Annotated in this window: 14 protein-coding genes and 1 pseudogene; 6 read left to right on the forward strand and 9 right to left on the reverse strand. The window is 75.4% G+C overall.

What is annotated here, in order from left to right; translation table 11 throughout:
• Window positions 1-41: 41 nt before the first annotated feature.
• Window positions 42-761 carry a ferredoxin reductase gene (locus AC02VZ_RS15175; protein ID WP_432055696.1) on the reverse strand — a complete coding sequence of 240 codons (720 nt, stop codon included), beginning with the start codon at window positions 759-761 and terminating at the stop codon, window positions 42-44.
• Between the two features lie 118 nt (window positions 762-879).
• Window positions 880-1,485: a sulfite oxidase-like oxidoreductase gene (locus AC02VZ_RS15180; RefSeq protein ID WP_476475594.1), complete on the reverse strand. Its 606-nt coding sequence runs from the start codon at window positions 1,483-1,485 to the stop codon at window positions 880-882.
• A 632-nt stretch (window positions 1,486-2,117) separates the two neighbouring features.
• Here AC02VZ_RS15180 and AC02VZ_RS15185 point away from each other — a divergent pair.
• Entirely contained in the window at window positions 2,118-2,927 is an 810-nt protein-coding gene (locus tag AC02VZ_RS15185) for a putative protein N(5)-glutamine methyltransferase (protein ID WP_476475659.1), read from the forward strand.
• Here AC02VZ_RS15185 and AC02VZ_RS15190 read toward each other — a convergent pair.
• Window positions 2,899-4,977, reverse strand: coding sequence for a SpoIIE family protein phosphatase (locus AC02VZ_RS15190; RefSeq protein ID WP_476475595.1), 2,079 nt, complete (start codon window positions 4,975-4,977; stop codon window positions 2,899-2,901). The two genes, AC02VZ_RS15185 and AC02VZ_RS15190, sit on opposite strands and share 29 nt — an antisense overlap.
• Window positions 4,978-5,275: 298 nt before the next feature.
• On the opposite strand from AC02VZ_RS15190, the gene AC02VZ_RS15195 reads away from it, so the two are divergent.
• From AC02VZ_RS15195 to AC02VZ_RS15205, 3 genes and pseudogenes are all read left to right on the forward strand, one after another.
• The gene (locus AC02VZ_RS15195; RefSeq protein WP_476475596.1) at window positions 5,276-5,647 is read left to right on the forward strand and encodes a hypothetical protein; all 372 of its coding nucleotides are present in this window, start codon (window positions 5,276-5,278) and stop codon (window positions 5,645-5,647) included.
• A 169-nt stretch (window positions 5,648-5,816) separates the two neighbouring features.
• The gene (locus AC02VZ_RS15200; RefSeq protein ID WP_476475597.1) at window positions 5,817-7,832 is read left to right on the forward strand and encodes an oxidoreductase; all 2,016 of its coding nucleotides are present in this window, start codon (window positions 5,817-5,819) and stop codon (window positions 7,830-7,832) included.
• Window positions 7,833-8,025: 193 nt separating this feature from the next.
• A pseudogene (locus tag AC02VZ_RS15205) lies at window positions 8,026-8,556 on the forward strand (PadR family transcriptional regulator); the annotation flags it as partial.
• A gap of 316 nt (window positions 8,557-8,872) precedes the next feature.
• Here the strand turns inward: AC02VZ_RS15205 and AC02VZ_RS15210 are convergent.
• Both AC02VZ_RS15210 and AC02VZ_RS15215 read right to left on the reverse strand, forming a co-directional pair.
• The gene (locus AC02VZ_RS15210) at window positions 8,873-9,409 is read right to left on the reverse strand and encodes a hypothetical protein (protein WP_476475598.1); all 537 of its coding nucleotides are present in this window, start codon (window positions 9,407-9,409) and stop codon (window positions 8,873-8,875) included.
• A gap of 172 nt (window positions 9,410-9,581) precedes the next feature.
• Window positions 9,582-10,547, reverse strand: coding sequence for a fibronectin type III domain-containing protein (locus AC02VZ_RS15215; RefSeq protein ID WP_476475599.1), 966 nt, complete (start codon window positions 10,545-10,547; stop codon window positions 9,582-9,584).
• Between the two features lie 704 nt (window positions 10,548-11,251).
• On the opposite strand from AC02VZ_RS15215, the gene AC02VZ_RS15220 reads away from it, so the two are divergent.
• Window positions 11,252-11,953 (forward strand): glycoside hydrolase family 75 protein, encoded by a 702-nt coding sequence (locus AC02VZ_RS15220; protein WP_476475600.1) that lies wholly within the window; start codon window positions 11,252-11,254, stop codon window positions 11,951-11,953.
• A 288-nt stretch (window positions 11,954-12,241) separates the two neighbouring features.
• Here AC02VZ_RS15220 and dhaM read toward each other — a convergent pair whose 3' ends face one another.
• The 4 genes from dhaM to AC02VZ_RS15240 all read right to left on the reverse strand — a co-directional run bounded on the left by dhaM (window position 12,242) and on the right by AC02VZ_RS15240 (window position 14,930).
• Window positions 12,242-12,649: a dihydroxyacetone kinase phosphoryl donor subunit DhaM gene (dhaM, locus tag AC02VZ_RS15225; protein WP_476475601.1), complete on the reverse strand. Its 408-nt coding sequence runs from the start codon at window positions 12,647-12,649 to the stop codon at window positions 12,242-12,244.
• Window positions 12,642-13,259, reverse strand: a complete 618-nt coding sequence (gene dhaL / locus AC02VZ_RS15230) for a dihydroxyacetone kinase subunit DhaL (protein ID WP_476475660.1) — start codon at window positions 13,257-13,259, stop codon at window positions 12,642-12,644. Before dhaL ends, dhaM begins: the two co-directional genes overlap by 8 nt.
• 49 nt (window positions 13,260-13,308) lie before the next feature.
• Window positions 13,309-14,298, reverse strand: a complete 990-nt coding sequence (dhaK, locus tag AC02VZ_RS15235; protein ID WP_476475602.1) for a dihydroxyacetone kinase subunit DhaK — start codon at window positions 14,296-14,298, stop codon at window positions 13,309-13,311.
• A gap of 368 nt (window positions 14,299-14,666) precedes the next feature.
• Window positions 14,667-14,930, reverse strand: a complete 264-nt coding sequence (locus AC02VZ_RS15240; protein WP_476475603.1) for a lipopolysaccharide assembly protein LapA domain-containing protein — start codon at window positions 14,928-14,930, stop codon at window positions 14,667-14,669.
• 211 nt (window positions 14,931-15,141) lie between these two features.
• Here AC02VZ_RS15240 and AC02VZ_RS15245 point away from each other — a divergent pair, with 211 nt between their 5' ends.
• Window positions 15,142-16,488 carry a PP2C family protein-serine/threonine phosphatase gene (locus AC02VZ_RS15245; RefSeq protein WP_476475604.1) on the forward strand — a complete coding sequence of 449 codons (1,347 nt, stop codon included), beginning with the start codon at window positions 15,142-15,144 and terminating at the stop codon, window positions 16,486-16,488.
• The last annotated feature ends 42 nt before the right edge of the window (window positions 16,489-16,530 follow it).

A 16,530-nucleotide genomic window follows, 5' to 3' on the forward strand; every position in this document is an offset into this window, starting at 1 on the left:
AACCGGCGGCGTCGCCGGTGCGCGGCTGCGGGCGGCACGGTTCAGCCGAAGCGCTCGATCCGGATCCGGTCCACCGGCTGACCGGCGGCCACCAGCAGCCCGGCGGCGTGCTCCGCGAAGGAGTTGGAACCGCAGACGTACGCCTCCCACCCGCCGGGCGGCGGGTCGGCCAGGAGCGGCGCGAGGTGACGGTCCGTCAGGCGTCCCACCGGCATCCCCGGCGGGGCGCTCCGGGTGAACACCGGGGTGGTCTCCGGGCCGTACTCGCGCGCGTAGATCAGGTCCTCGGGGCCGCGCGCCGACACCAGCAGCCGCAGCGGCACGGTCAGGCCGCGGGAGCGGTGGTGCCGCACCATCGACATCAGCGGGACCACCCCGGACCCGGCGCCGAGCAACAGGGCGGGCCGGTCGCCGGGCCAGGCGAAGAAGCCGCTGAGGGGGCCGCGCATCTCCACCCGGTCGCCGGGCCGCGCCACGGTGTGGAACCAGCCCGACACCTCGCCGTCCGCCACCCGGTCCAGGGTCAGCTCCACGTGCCCGGGGTCGTCCGGCGCGGAGGCGATCGAGTAGTGCCGCTGGGCCACGTAGCCGTCGGGGGCGGTCAGCCGCACCATCAGGTGCTGGCCCGGCACGTGCGCCGACCAGTCCGGCACGGCGAAGCGGAAGGTCGCCGCCCGCGGGGTCTCCCGGCGGATCTCCGTCAGGGTCGCCGTCCGCCACCGGGAGGCGGTCCCCTCGTTCACCGCGATCCGCCCGGGCACCGCGAACCGCGTGGGCGGCACGAAGCCGTCCGGCGCGGACCGGCGGGCCTGTTGGGACTGCCGGGCCTGCTGAGTTCGCTGGGTCTGCCGGGCCTGCTGGGTCTGCTGGGGCACGGTCTCAGTCACCGGAGTACCGCTGTTCCTCCCAGGGGTTGCCCCGCGGGTGGTAGCCGTTGGTCTCCCAGAAGCCCGGCTCCTCCCGGTCGAGGAGGCGCAGGCCGGCGACCCACTTCACGCTCTTCCAGAAGTACAGGTGGGGCACCACCAGGCGCGCCGGGGCGCCGTGCTCGGGCGTGAGCGGCTCGCCGTCGGCGTCCCAGACGATCCAGGCCCGCCCGCCGGTCACGTCCGCCAGCGGCAGGCTCGCGGTGTAGCCGGTGTGCGCGTACGCGACGACGTGGCTCGCGGTGTCCAGGGGCCGCACCGCGTCCAGGAAGGCGTCCAGGGACACGCCCCCGAACCGCACGCCGAACTTCGACCAGCCGGTCACGCAGTGGATGGCCCCCTCGTACGCCGAGGCCGGCAGGGCGTGCGCCTGGTCCCAGTCCCAGGTGCGGGGCTGCGCGACCAGCCCGTCGACCCGGAACGTCCAGTCGGCCGGCGCCAGGTCCGGGGTGACCTCGGCGGACAGCACGGGCCAGGTGTCACGGGCGTCGTACTGGCCGGGCGGCAGACCGGGATCGGCCACGCGGGGGCGGCCGGTGAAGCCTCGGGTGATGTTCACGTGATCAGTGGTTCCGTTGCGGGTGCGGGGTGTTCCAGGGTCCCACGGTACGGGGTGCGGGTGATCGTCGCGGACGTGCGGGGGCCGCGCGGCGTCCGGTACTGTGACGCTCCGGCCGCGCACGGGCGCGGCCTGTGGAGCCGGGGAGGTGGGACCGATCACCGCTCAGTCAGGTCGGGCGCACCCGCCTCGCAGGGCCGCGGAACACCGGCCGTAGGCGTCCGCGGGAGCGTCCCCACGGCTCTCGAAAGGCCCCCGCGATGCCGTCCCAGCCGCCCGTGAACCCCCTGGCGTCGTCCACGGACCCGCCGTCCGGCACGAGACCTGCCTCGCCACCCGCGGCGCCCGCGCCCGCCCCGTCCACGGACTCGTCCTCCGGCCCGGGGACGCCTCCGATGCCCTCGTCACCCGCGGCGTCCGCGCCCGTCCCGTCCGTGCCGCCGGCCGGGGTTCCGGTCCCCGACGGTGCGTCGGCCCCCCGCCCGGCCCCCGCCCCGGGCGGTCCTCCGGCGCCGGGCCCGGCGCCCGACTCCCCGCAGCCCGCCGACTTCCCGCCGTCCGCCGACTCCCCGCCGCCCGCCGGGGGCCCGTCGCTCGCCCCGCCGCCCGGCCCCTCCTCCCGGGACGTGGTCGTGGCCGTGCTGCGGGCCGCGGGCTGTGTGTTCGCCGAGGACGAGGCCGAGCTGATCCTCGCCACCGCGCGCACCGAGCGGGAGGCCGCCGCGCTGGCCGGGCGCCGCGCCCGCGGGGTGCCCCTCGAACAGGTCGTCGGCTGGGCCGGCTTCCGGGGCCGCCGGATCGGCGTCGTGCCCGGGGTCTTCGTACCGCGCCGGCGCACCGAGTTCCTCGTGGCGCAGGCCCTCGCGCAGGCACCGGACGCCTCCGTCGTCGTGGACCTGTGCTGCGGCTCGGGTGCCGTCGGGGCGGCCCTGGCCGCCGAACTCGGGGACGTGGAACTGCACGCCGCCGACCTCGACCCGGCGGCCGTGCGCTGCGCCCGGCGCAACCTCGCCGGTACCGGCGGCCAGGTCCACACCGGGGACCTGTTCGAGGCGCTCCCGCCCCGGCTGCGGGGCCGGGTCGACGTGCTCGCCGCCAACGTGCCGTACGTGCCCACCGGTGAGATCGCCCTGCTGCCCCCGGAGGCCCGTGACCACGAGCCGCTGATGGCGCTGGACGGCGGGGCGGACGGCCTGGACGTGCTGCGCCGGGTGGCCGCCGGTGCCCCGGACTGGCTGGCGCCCGGTGGGTGCCTGCTCGTCGAGACGAGCCGGCGGCAGGCGCCGGCGGCGGCCGAGGCGTTCACCGCCGCCGGCCTGCGGACCCGCTCGGCCGTGGCCGAGGAGGAGGACGCCCACGTGGTGATCGGCGTGGCGCCCGGCCCGGACGGCCCGGCGCACGGGCCGCGGGCGGTCAGCCCGGGGCCGTCGCCCGGGCGATGAGCAGGGCCACGTCGTCGAAGTTGTCGGGCTCGTGCAGGGTGCGCAGGAGGAGGTCGCAGACCTCCTCCAGGGGCAGGTCGGGGCAGTCCAGCAGGGTGAGGAGCCGGTCCAGCCGCTCGTCCAGCGGGTGCCGCCGCGTCTCCACGAGCCCGTCGGTGTAGAACACCAGCCGGTCGCCCGGCTCCAGGCCGACGACGGTGGTGGAGAAGGACACCCCGCCCACCCCGAGCGGCACCCCCGTGGGCAGGTCGAGCAGCTCCGGAGAGCTCCCGTTGCGCACCCGCACCGGCGGCAGGTGCCCGGCGTTGGCGATCAGGCACTGCCGTCGCGCGGGATCGTGGACGGCGTACACGCAGGTGGCGATCGCCTGGTCGAGGTCGCCGGAGATGCGGTCCAGGTGTTCCAGCAGCGCCGCCGGCTCCAGGTTGAGGGAGGCGAGGGTGTTGGTGGCGGTCCGCAGCCGGCCCATGGTGGCCGCGGCGGGGATGCCGCTGCCCATCACGTCCCCGACGACCAGCGCGGTCCGGTCGCCGGCCAGCGGGATCACGTCGAACCAGTCGCCGCCGACCTCGCTGGTGGTGCCCGCCGGCTGGTAGCGGGAGGCGAGTTCCAGCCCGCCCGTGCGGGGCGGGAGGCTGGGCAGCAGACTGCGCTGGAGGGTGAGTGCGGTGGCGCGGGCGTTCTGGTACCAGCGGGCGTTGTCGATCTGCACGGCCGCCCGGGAGGCCAGTTCGCGCGCCAGCAGCAGGTCGTCGTCGCCGAACGGCAGCGGATTGCCGCACCGCTTGAGGTCCAGCGCGCCCAGCACCTCGCCGCGCGCGATCAGCGGCACGGCGAGGTAGGAGTGGACGCCGGCCCGGCGGAGCAGTTCGGCGGCCTCGGGGGAGCGGGCGATGCGCGGCAGGTCGGCGTCCTCGACCACCGGGAGCATCACCGGCCGGGCCGTGCGCACGCACTCGGTGACCAGCCGGTCGGGAGCGTAACGGGCCAGTCCGCCCGGCGGGTCGGCGGCCCGGAGCGCGTCCGGCGCCCGGTCGCCCTGGACGGCCAGGGCCCGGATCACCGCGGGTTCGCCCGGACCGAGGGTGCTGCGACGGCCCCGGACCACCGCGTCCAGCAGGTCCACCGCCGCCACGTCGGCGAGTTCCGGCACCGCCACCTCGGCCAGTTCGCGGGCCGTGCGGTCCAGGTCCAGGGTGGTGCCGATGCGGGCCGTGGCGTCGGCGATGAGGGCCAGCCGGCGCCGGGCGGCCTCGGCCTCGACCCCGGCCCGGTACTGCTCGGTGACGTCGACCACCGACAGGGCGACGCCGAGGACCGTGCCGAGGGCGTTCTCCAGCCGGTACAGCGACACCGTCCAGGCGTGGTCCTCGTCCGGGTCGGCCGGTGTGCGCCCGACGGCGGACCGGTCGATGACCGGCTGCCCGGTGTCCAGCACCCGGCGGGCCGCGTTCTCCAGGACGTCGATGTCCAGCTGGGGCAGCACCTCGCGGACCGTGCGGCCCAGGTGCTTCGCGGCGGGGATGCCGTTGATCTGCTCCAGCGCGGGGTTGACGGACACGTACCGCAGGCGGGTGTCGAGCACGGCGAGCCCGATGGGGGACTGGGCGACGATCCGGGTGGACAGCGCCACGTCCTGTTCCAGCCGCCGCACCGTCGACTGGTCGACCGCGAGGCCGAGGGCGAAGACCTCTCCCTGGTCGTCCAGCAGCCGCATGTTGCGGAACTCCACCAGGCGGGTGCCGCCGTCCTTGCGCCGGATGGGAAAGGCGCCGGCCCAGCTCCGCCCCGTGCGCATCACGTCGGCGAACAGGTCGACGACCATGTCCAGGTGCTTCTCGTGCACCATGATCCGGGCCGCGTACTGGCCCAGCGCCTCGTGCACCGTGTACCCGAAGAGTTCCTCGGCCTGCGGGCTCCACAGGACCACGCGGCCCTCGGCGTCCAGCACCACCGAGGCCACGCCCAGCACGTCGAGGAGCCCGCTGGGGCGCACCGGCCCCCGCTCCGGGCCGCCGTCCCCGGCCGGGGGTGCCCCGGCTGCACTCATCCCATGCCCGCCTTCGCCGCTCGGGCCGACATCTCGTCGCGCTGCCGGCTTCCCTTGTTCTACCGCGCGCGGGGGCGATTTTCCGCCGCTCGGCCGGCCCGGTTTCCAGCTTCTCGCGTTCCGGTGCGGCTCTCACCCCGGCGCGGCGCGCATGCGCGTGCCGGTCGGCGGGTACCCGCGGGGTCCGCTTCCCGTCAGCCGTCCCGCGGGTCCGGCGACGCGCGGGTCGTGCCCGGGCGCCGACGGTGCTTTGCTGGGAGGGCGGGGCACGGCGGGGGTCAGGAGAGGAGCGATCCCGATGAGCAGTGAGCGACCGCACCCGGAATCCGTCTCGGTCGAGATCAGCGGATGCAGCAAGCACGACGCCCGGATCGTGTTCGACACGCTCTGCGCGTGCTTCACGTCCGACCGGTGCGCCGAGGACGTCCCCGAGGAGTTCCACGAGACCCGGCCCACGGTGTGGCTCGGCACGTTCGACGTGGCCGCACCGCACGGCGGCGGCACCGGCCCGGCCCGACTGTCGTCCTCCGTCGACGCCGACCTGCACGGCGGCCCCTGGGCCGTCGACCGGTTCCGCAGCACGCTGGACGACCTGTTCGCCGTGCACGACCTGACCACGGTCTCCGGGGACCAGGAGAGGGAGCTGCACGTCCGTCTCGAAAGCCGCTGACACGGCCGGCCCGAGCAGCCGCACCCGTCGGCCGACACCCACCGGACCCCGGAGCACCGCTCCGGGGTCCGTTGTGCCGTCCCTCACCCTCCGATCCTTATGCAACTAGTTGCACAAGGCGTCGCGCGTCCTCTACAACAGAGGCACCACACCGCGCACGGAGGGCCCGATGAGCCGTTACCCGCACCTGCTGACCCCCCTCGACCTGGGCTTCACCACCCTGCCCAACCGGGTCCTCATGGGCTCCATGCACGTCGGCCTGGAGGAGGCGGAGGGCGGCTTCGCCCGCATGGCCGAGTTCTACGCGGCCCGCGCGCGCGGCGGAGTCGGCCTCATCGTCACCGGCGGCATCGCGCCCAACGACGAGGGCCGGCCCTACGAGGGCGGCGCGAGGATCACCACCGAGGCCGAGGCGGAGCAGCACCGGGTCGTCACCGACGCCGTGCACGACGCGGGCGGACGCATCGCGCTGCAGATCCTGCACTTCGGCCGCTACGCCTACCACCAGGACCTGGTCGCCCCGAGCCCGCTCCAGGCGCCGATCAGCCCCTTCCCGCCCCGCGAGCTGACCGACGCCGAGGTCGAGCGCACCATCGACGACTACGCGCGCGCCGCCCGCCTCGCCCGGCAGGCCGGCTACGACGGCGTGGAGATCATGGGCTCCGAGGGCTACCTGATCAACGAGTTCATCGTGACGCGGACCAACCGGCGCACCGACCGCTGGGGCGGCTCCTACGAGAACCGGACGCGCTTCCCGGTCGAGATCGTCCGCCGGGTGCGCGAGGCGGTGGGCGAGGACTTCATCGTCATCTACCGCCTCTCCATGCTCGACCTGGTGCCCGACGGCTCCACGCTCGACGAGGTGATCACCCTGGCGAAGGCCGTCGAGGCGGCCGGGGCCACCCTCATCAACACCGGTATCGGCTGGCACGAGGCCCGCATCCCCACCATCGCCACCTCGGTGCCGCGCGGCGCCTACACCTGGGTCACCCAGCGCCTCATGGGCGAGGTGTCGGTCCCGCTGGTCACCACCAACCGGATCAACACCCCCGAACTCGCCGAGCAGGTGCTCGCCGAGGGCTACGCCGACATGGTCTCGATGGCGCGGCCGATGCTCGCCGACCCCGACTTCGTCGCCAAGGCGGCCGAGGGGCGGCCCGAGGCGATCAACACCTGCATCGGCTGCAACCAGGCGTGCCTCGACCACACCTTCAGCGGACAGATCACCTCCTGCCTGGTCAACCCGCGCGCCTGCCACGAGACCGAACTGGTGCTCTCCCCGACCCGCCGCCGCAAGCGCGTCGCCGTCGTCGGCGCCGGACCGGCCGGCCTCGCCTGCGCGGTCGGCGCCGCCGAACGTGGCCACCACGTCACCCTGTTCGACGCCGCGAGCGAGATCGGCGGACAGCTCAACGTGGCCCGCAAGGTGCCCGGCAAGCAGGAGTTCGACGAGACGCTGCGCTACTTCCGCACCCGCCTCGACGAACTGGCCGTCGCCCTGCGGCTGGACACGCACGTCACGGCGGACGACGTCGCCGGGTACGACGAGGTCGTCGTCGCCACCGGCGTCACCCCGCGGGTGCCGGAGATCCCCGGCGTCGACCACCCCAGCGTCCTCGGCTACCTGGACGTCCTCCGGGACGGCGCCCCCGTCGGCGACCGGGTCGCGATCCTCGGCGCCGGAGGCATCGGCTTCGACGTCGCCGAGTTCCTCACCGACAGCGGGGACAAGGCGCACGAGGACGCCGAGACCTACTTCCGCCACTGGGGCGTCGACCTCGACCACGCTGCCGCCGGCGGCCTCACGGCACCCGACCGGCCCGCCCCGCCGCGCACCGTCCACCTGCTCCAGCGCAAGACCACCAAGGTCGGCGCCGGCCTCGGCAAGACCACCGGCTGGATCCACCGCACCGAACTGAGGCACCGGGGCGTCACCATGGTCCCCGGAGTCGTCTACGACCGGATCGACGACGCCGGACTGCACCTGACCGTCGACGGCGAGAGCGCCGTGCTGGAGGTCGACACGGTGGTGCTGTGCACCGGCCAGGAGCCGCGCCGGGACCTCTACGAGGAGCTGGTCGCCGCCGGCCGTCCCGTCCACCTCATCGGCGGCGCCGACGTGGCGGCCGAACTGGACGCCAAGCGGGCCATCAAGCAGGGCACCGAGGTGGCCGCCGCCCTGTAGGGCCCGCGTCCCCGCCGGCCGTCCGGAACGAGCCGTCCCGCCCCGCCGGGACGGCCACTCCGGCACGGCGGGCCCGCACCCCGCCCCGTCGGGCCCGGCACCCGCCCACGGCAGGCCCGGCACCCGGCCACGGCGGGCTCGGTGCCCGGCCACGGCGGGCCGCGGGGCTCGCCTGCGTCCCTAGGATGAGCCCATGTCCCTCCCGCACGCGATCCTCACCGCCCTGCTCGAGAAGCCGTCGTCGGGGCTGGAGCTGACGCGCCGGTTCGACCGGTCGATCGGCTACTTCTGGTCCGCCACGCACCAGCAGATCTACCGCGAGCTGGGCAGGCTGGAGGCCGAGGGGTTCATCCGGGCGCTGCCCTCCCGGCAGCCGGTCCGGGGGCAGAAGAAGTCCTACGAGGTCCTGCCTGCAGGACGCGCGGAACTGGCCCGCTGGACGGCCGCGTCCCAGGATCCCAAGCCGCACCGCGACGCGATGCTGCTGCGCCTGCGCGCTGCCGCGGTGGTCGGCACCGACGGCATCGAGGACGACCTGCGGCGCCATCTGGAGCTGCACCAGCGGCAGTTGGCCGAGTACCAGGACATCGAGCTGCGCGACTTCCCGCCCGGCAAGGACGACCCCGAGGACCGTCTGCGCCACCTGGTGCTCCGGGCCGGCATCGACCTGGAGACGTTCTGGGTCCGCTGGCTCGAACACGCGCTCGCCGAACTCGCCGAACTCCGCGAACTGCGCGGCCCGCAGGGAACGCCGGGCCCACGAGCAATGCAGGCGCAGGCCGACCGGCCGGAGGCGGACGAGGGAACCCCGGACCGGCCGGAGGCGGGTGCGGAGCACGCCGGCTGAGCCTTCGGGCGCCGGGCACCCGGGAGCGGGTCACGAGGTCCGCGTCCGAAGCGCGCCGCGTCCCGGGTGAGGCCAGGCGCATCCCCGGGCGAGGGGTGACGGGCGTGGGGTGAGGTACGCGGGAGGGGGGCGGGAAAGGTGACGCCGGCCGCCGGACCGGAGCGCGTCGGACGTGGTGGCGGCCGGCGCCGGCTCAGAGGCGGTGCGGCTTGTTGCGGCGGCGCAGGAACCACGCCGCGCCGAGCAGACCGGTACCGACCAGCGCGCCGCCCGCGACCAGGGTCACCGTGCCGTAGTCCGTCGAACCGCCCCCCACGCCGCCCATGACGCCCCGTGACGGCGAGGCCGTCGGGGTGACCCGGCTCGGGCTGGGCGCGGGCGAGACGATGACGGACTGGCTGCCCGCGGTGCTGCCGTTGGAGCACGTCACGATCACCGTGTAGGTGCCGGACGTGACGTTCGACCAGGCGGCCGACTGCGACGAGGCGCTGCCCGACAGGGCCACCTGCCGGCCCTGGGCGAAGCTGGTCTGGCTGCTGTTGAGCAGCGAGGCCGTGCCCCAGTTGCCGTTGATCTGGGTGCACGCCGACGTGGTGACCGAGACGGTCGAGCCGGTGGTGCTCACCGAGATGCCGGAATCGGCGGCGGCCGGAGCGGCCAGCGCGAGGGTGAGCGCGGCGGCGGCTGCCGCGGTCGGGCCGGAGCGGAACACGGACGTGGAGTAGCGCATGTGGACTGCCTTCCGGCGGCACGGTTGGCGGTACATCCCTTGCGCCGCCGAGGGTCGGGAACGCCCGTGCCGTACAGGGCCAGCCAAGGCGCACCGGACGCCCCCCGCACCCCGGCCGCCGCCGGGCAGGTGACGGGGCCGTGCGCGCGGCCCACGGCCCCGTCGCGGGACGTCAGTTCCGGGTTCCGGTGGTCACCGTGCGCTCCGCCGAGAAGGCGCCCCACGTGCCGTCCGGCAGCATCGGCCGGATCCGGACCCGGTGGGTGACCCCCGGCTCCTTCCCCACGTAGAAGGAGTACTCGGCCCGGTCGCGCGGGGCCTCCCCGCCGAAGACCAGCGAGGTGGCCGCGCGGCCGTCCAGGTGGACCTGATACTCGGTCACCACGCCGTCCACGTCCGGCGGGACCCAGCTCAGGTCGAGGTGGTAGGCCCCGTCGGCCCGGCGCACGTCCGCCTCGAAGCGGGTGGGCGCGGTCCCGGCGCCGCCGTCCCCCGAGCCCGGTGTGGTGATCCGCACGGCGGTGCTCACCGGGGAGGCGTTGCCGGCGGCGTCGAGGGCCCGGACGGTGAAGGAGTACCGGGTGCCCGGCCGCAGGCCGGTGACCACCGTCGCCGTCTGCTGTCCGCCCACCCCGTGGATCTTCGTGCCGGCCTGGAGGATGTCGTACGAGACCACGGCCCGGTCGTCCGTGGCGGCCGACCAGGACAGTTGCACCGCCCTGCTGCCCACCGCCCGGCCCGCCGCCCCGGTCGGCCGGGTGGGTGCCGAGCGGTCCTCCGGTGCCGCCCGCGGGGTCGTCGCCCGGACCTCCCGGCTGTGCGGCCCCAGCCGCCCCTCCGTGTCCCGGGCCCGGACGGTGAAGGCGTACGCGGTCGCGGGCCGCAGCCCGGTGACGTCCACCATGTGTGCGGAGCCGGGGACCTCCTTCACCTTGGTGGCGTCGCGGTACACCTCGTACCGGGAGACCTTCCCGTCGCCGGGGGGCAGCGCGTTCCACATCACGTGCACGCTGGTGGCGCTCCCCGCCTCGGCGGTGACTCCGGTCGGCGCCCCCGGCAGCCCGCCCTCGCCCCCGGCGCGGTCCGCGGAGCCGCCGGTTCCGCAGGCGGCGAGGAGCAGGAGGAGGGCGCACGACACGGCGCCCGGCACCCCGGCCCGTCGCGCCGCGCGCCGGGGTGTGGGGGAAGGCGCGCGCGAGGGGGCGCAAGCAGGCGCGCGCGGGAGCTCGGACGCAGGCTCGGGCGAGGGAGCGTGCGACGGCGCGGGCGGGCGCGGGGAGGGCGGCGCGGGCGCGACCCTGGCGAACGGCGCGGAGGGGCGCGTGGCGGAGGAGCTGAAGGAGGTCGGGCCGGAGGCGGGCGGGAAGGGGCGCCCGGACGGGCCGTCCGGTTCCGGTTCGGCGGGCCTGTCGGCCGTGGGACGGTGCACGCTCCTCCTTTCCCCGGACCCCGGTCGTGGCGACACGCCGGGGCACCGGCCGAACGGACGGATCCTGGCCTCGTAATGGTCCGTACCAATATGCCGTCCCTGACGCGGCCACATCAAGGGGGCATCGTTGGTGCGCGGTCCGCCGTATTACGTATGCTGAGCATCCGAACGGCTGAACTGCTCGCGAGGGCTGGGTGGTTCATGTCCGTGGCGCGGACCGCTGTCGTCGCTCGTCCCGCGCCTCAGAGGGTGACCGGGCGGCCCGGGCCGGAACACGGCTCGGCCCCCGGGTGCCCGAGCACCCCCCGTCGCGCACCCTCCGGCCCCGTCGCGATGACCCCGTCGCGGAGCCGGAATGAGGTTGGCTGAGGGCTGAGTGCCCGTCAGTGTCCCCGACGAGAGGCCCCTCGAACGTGTTCCGTGCCCCCTCGCTCACCCTGGCCGCGGCCGGTGCCGCCCTGCTCGCCCCCACCCTGCTCCCCGGCGGACCGGCCGGGCCACAGCACGACGCACCGGTCGCCCGGAGCGAGAGTTCCGTGTCAGCCGCCGACCTGCTGGACAGGGTGCGCGACTGCACCCGGATCTCCGACGGTCTCTACCGCACCGATCACGGCACTGCCCCGACGGTCCCCGTCTGCGGCGCCCGCGACGTCGTGCACTGGACGGCCGACCTGGACATCGACTGCGACGGCCGTCCCGGCCCCCGCTGCAACGCCGCGACCGACCCCACCTTCTCCGCCGCCACGGCCTTCGCCCAGTCCGACGGCCGTCCGCTGAACTCCGCGACCCTGCCCCACATCGTGGTGCCGACCCCTAGCGCGGTCTGGGACTACCGCGAGCACGGGGTGCGCGGCGGCTCGGTCGCCGCCGTGATCCACGAGGACCGGGTTCAGTACGCGGTCGTCGGCGACGTGGGCCCCGCGCACATCATCGGCGAGGCCTCCTACGCCACCGCCGAGGCCCTCGGCATCGACCCGCATCCGCTCACCGGTGGCACCGCCGCCGACGTCACGTACATCGTCTTCAAGGACAGCCGCGTCACCCCGATCGAGGACGCCGACGCGGCGGTGACCCTGGGGGAGGAGTTGGCACGCCGGTTCGTCGACGCCGACTGACCGGGCGGCGCCGGTGCGGCTCCGGCGGCGCGCGAGCCGGCGGTGTGCGAGCCGACGGTGTGCGCGCGGGACGCCGGCGAGCGGGGCGGTAGCGGGCGGGGTGGGGGCACGCGGCCGGTGACGCGCCGGCCGGTGGCTCCGGGCGGTGGGTGGGCGGGCGGTGGCGGTGGCGGGCCACCGGCGCGGCTCCCGTCCAGCGGACCGCCCCGGAGCACCGCCCGTCCAGCGGGCCGCCGTCCCGCCGTCCCGTCGGCTCGCGCGCCGCCGCACCGCCGCCCGCCCGCCGCGTCACGCCTTGCGGTACGTGTACGCCTCCGCCGCCGCTGCCTCCACCGCGGCCAGGTCCGCTCCGGTGGCCGCCGTGACCACCGCGGCCACCGCGCCCTCCACGAACGGCGCGTCGACCAGCCGGGTGTTGCCGGGGAGTTCGTCGCCCTCGGCGAGGAGCGTCTTCACCGTGAGCACCGCGCTCCCCAGGTCGGTCAGCACGGCGACCCCGGCCCCGCGGTCGACGGACGCCGCCGCGGCGACGACGAGTTCGGCGCTCGTGCCGAGCCCGCCGTCGTCGGTGCCGCCCGCCGGGGCGACGGGGACCGCGTCCCCCGCCCCGGCCAGCCCCTTCGCCAGCTCCGCGACCGAGGTGGCGACCGCCGCGCTGTGCGACACCAGCACGATGCCCACCGTCGCGTCACTCACCGTCGGCCCCCGTCCCGGACGCGGCGGTCTCCAGGGCCGCGATCAGCAGCGCCGCCGACGTCGCCCCCGGATCCTGGTGCCCGATGCTGCGTTCACCCAGGTAGCTGGCCCTGCCCTTGTGGGCCCGCATCGGGGTGGTGGCCACGGCCCCCTCCTCGGCCGCGCTGCGGGCGGCGGCGAAGGACTGGCCCAGCGCCTCCACCGCCGGCTCCAGCGCGTCGATCATGGTCTTGTCGCCGGGAGCGGCGCCCCCGAGCTGCTTCACCGCGTCCAGCCCGGCCCGCAGCGCCTCGGCCAGTTGCGCCTCGTTGACCTCGTCGGCGTCGCCCAGCGTCTTGCCGGCCCGCCGCAGCAGCGTCCCGTACAGCGGTCCGGACGCGCCGCCGACCTTCGAGATGAGCAGGCGGCCCGCCGTGGTGAGCACCGCCCCGGGCGTGGCGGGCGGGTCCTGCTCCAGGGACTCCCGCACCGCCGTGAACCCGCGCCGCAGGTTGCCCCCGTGGTCGGCGTCACCGATGGGGGAGTCGAGGGCGGTGAGCCGCTCCGCCTCGCGGTCCACGGACGCGGCGGTCGCCGTCATCCAACGGCGGAAGAAATCGGCGTCGAGCACGGAATCTCCTTGCATGGTAGGCACTCCTCGGACCCTGCCCGGGTGCCCGTCACATACCCCAGCGCAGGCCGGGCGTACTGACCGGCGCGTCCCACAGGCGCAGCAACTCCTCGTCGACCTGGCACAGGGTGACCGAGGCGCCGGCCATGTCCAGCGAGGTCACGTAGTTCCCCACGAGGACCCGTGCGACGGGGACCCCGCGCTCGCCGAGCACCCGCTGCACCTCGGCATTGAAGCCGTACAGCTCCAGCAGCGGGGTGGCGCCCATGCCGTTGACCAGGACCAGGACCGGATTGCGGGGGGTGATGTCCGCGAGGATCGCGTCCAGCGCGGCCTCGGCGATCTCGCCCGCCGTCATCATCGGGCGCCGTTCCCGTCCGGGCTCCCCGTGGATGCCGATGCCCAACTCCAGCTCGCCGGACGGCAGGTCGAAGGTGGGGCTGCCCTTGGCGGGCGTGGTGACCGCGCTGAGGGCGACGCCGAAGCTGCGGGAGTTCTCGTTGACCTGCCGGGCGACGGCCTCCACCCGCTCCAGCGGCTGTCCCTCGTCCGCCGCGGCCCCCGCGATCTTCTCCACGAACAGGGTCGCGCCGGTCCCGCGGCGGCCGGCCGTGTACAGGCTGTCGGTCACCGCGACGTCGTCGTCGACCAGCACCTTCGCGACCCGGATCCCCTCGTCCTCGGCGAGTTCGGCGGCCATGTCGAAGTTGAGCACGTCGCCGGTGTAGTTCTTCACGATGAACAGGACACCGGCGCCGCTGTCCACGGCGGCGGCGCGCACCATCTGGTCGGGCACCGGGGAGGTGAACACCTCGCCGGGGCAGGCGGCGGAGAGCATGCCCGGCCCGACGAACCCGCCGTGCAGCGGCTCGTGCCCGGACCCTCCGCCGGACACCAGCCCGACCTTGCCGGCCACCGGCGCGTCCCTGCGGACGATCACCCGGTTCTCCACGTCCACCGTCAGTTCGGGATGAGCCGCCGCCATGCCCCGCAGCGCGTCGGCGACCACGGTTTCCGGGACGTTGATGAGCATCTTCATGGGTGCCTCCTCGGAACCCGCCGAGCGGGTCCGCCGCTGGTTCCTGCTGGTCGGACGGAAAAGGAACGGGAATCGGGGCCCGGCGGCCCGCGGCGGGCCGTGAGCCGGGTGCTGCTGGTGGCGCACGAGGGATTGTCACGTCGGTCGGGCGGTCGGCGGCCCTCGGCTGAGAGGGCCGCTAGTCGGCAGTATCGGCCCTGGCACGGCGAAGGGCACGTGCACGAGCAGGACCGGCCGAGGTGCCCTGCCCGCGGGCCGCGCACGGAGCCGGACGCCCCGCCCGGGCCCGGCCGTCCGGGCGCGGCGGATCCGGCGGACGGGTCGTGAGCCGGACGCACCGCGCCGCACGGCGTGCCCGCCGGGGGACGCTACCGGCGGGCGCGGCGGTGGGCGATGAGCAGGCCGAGGACCAGTCCGGCCACGAGGGTGACGGTCAGGACGCTCCACAGCGGCAGCGTGACCGTGGGGATCCACAGCCGTACCGTGACCGAGCCCGTGTTGGCGGCGATGAACCAGATGGCCGCGGCCACGATCAGCAGCGACCCGATGGTGCGCAGCCTGATGGCCCGCCCCTTGACCGTCACGGTCGGCGGATCGTACGCGCCGGCGGAACTCCGGGTGTTCCGGGACATACCGTCCATTATCGGCCCGGCCGTCGCACGCGGCGACTTCCGGCCGCCCCCGCCCGGGCTCGTCCCCGGGGCGCCCGCCGGGCGGGCCGCACGTGGCGGCCGGCGGCCTGCGTGATCCGGGTGGTTCCTGCGTGCGGGAGGCGGGAACGCGGGTCACGATGAGGTGGGCGGCGGAAACGGACCGTCTCGCCCCGGGTCCGGAAAGAGGTGGATGGTCGTGACGCGGGACGACGGTCGACGGCGCCCGGAGACGTCCCCACCACGGGAGACGACCCACCCGCACCGCTCCACGGTCGGGTACGCGAGGCCGACGACGGACCAGCAGCGCATGTCGGGCCTGCTCTCCGCCGTCCTCTCGCTGAGCCGGGAACTGGAGCTCCCCGTCGTCCTGCGGCGCATCGTGACCACCGCGATGGACCTGGTCGACGCCCGCTACGGCGCCCTCGGCGTCCTCGACGACGAGGCGAGCGGCCTGGAGGAGTTCATCCCCCTCGGCCTGAGCGACCAGGAGTACCGGGACCTGGCGGGCTCCGAGTTCCCGCACGGCCGCGGACTGCTCGGGCATCTGATCCACCACCCCGAGCCGCTGCGGGTGCGGGACCTGACCCGCCACCCCGACTCCATCGGCTTCCCCGAGGGGCATCCGCCGATGCGCACGCTGCTCGGGGTGGCCATCAGCGTGCGCGGGCGGATCTACGGCAACCTCTACCTGTGCGACCGGCGCGACGGCGAGCCGTTCGACGAGGAGGACGAGGCCGTCGTGACGGCGCTGGCCGGTGCCGCGGGCATCGCCATCGAGAACGCCCGCCTGTTCGAGCAGACCCGCGCCTCCGCCGAGCAGTTCCAGCGGCTGCTGCTGCCCCGCCTGCCCGACCTCGCCCCCTTCGAGGCGGCCGCCGTCTACCGCCCCGCCACCGCCCCCGGCCACCACCTGGGCGGGGACTGGTACGACGCCCTGCTGCTCCCGGACGACAGCTGCGGGGTCATCATCGGTGACGTCATCGGCCACGACTTGAAGGCCGCCGCGGCCATGGCGCAGATCCGCAACATGCTGCGCGCCCTGCTCTACGACCACCGCACCCCGCCCAGCCTGGTCCTGCACCGCCTCGACCACACCCTGCACGCCATCACCGAGGCACCGGTCACCACCGCCTGTCTGGCCCGCGTCGAGGCCGACGGGGACGGCTGGCACCTGCACTGGTCCACCGCGGGCCACCTGCCGCCGCTGGTCGTCACCGCCGACGGCCGCACCCGCTACCTGCACGCCGACCCCGGCCTGCCGCTCGGCGTCGACGAAGCGGTGCCGCGGCCCGACCACACGCATCAGCTGCGGGCGGGGGACACGGTCCTGCTGTTCACCGACGGGCTGGTGGAGCACCCCCACCGGCCCCTGGGCGCGTGCATGGACGAACTCGCCGCCCTCGCCGCCCAGCACATCGACAAGGATCTCGACGCACTGTGCCGGACGCTGGCCGACCGGCATCCCAGCGACGGGCACGACGACCTCGCCGCCCTCGCCCTCAGGCTCCCCGCGCCCGGCGCCCGCCGGAGCACGTGACGCCGCCGGGACGCCCACGCGGCCACCAGGGCCGGCGGGCGG

The organism is Streptomyces sp. 3-6, assembly GCF_056323165.1.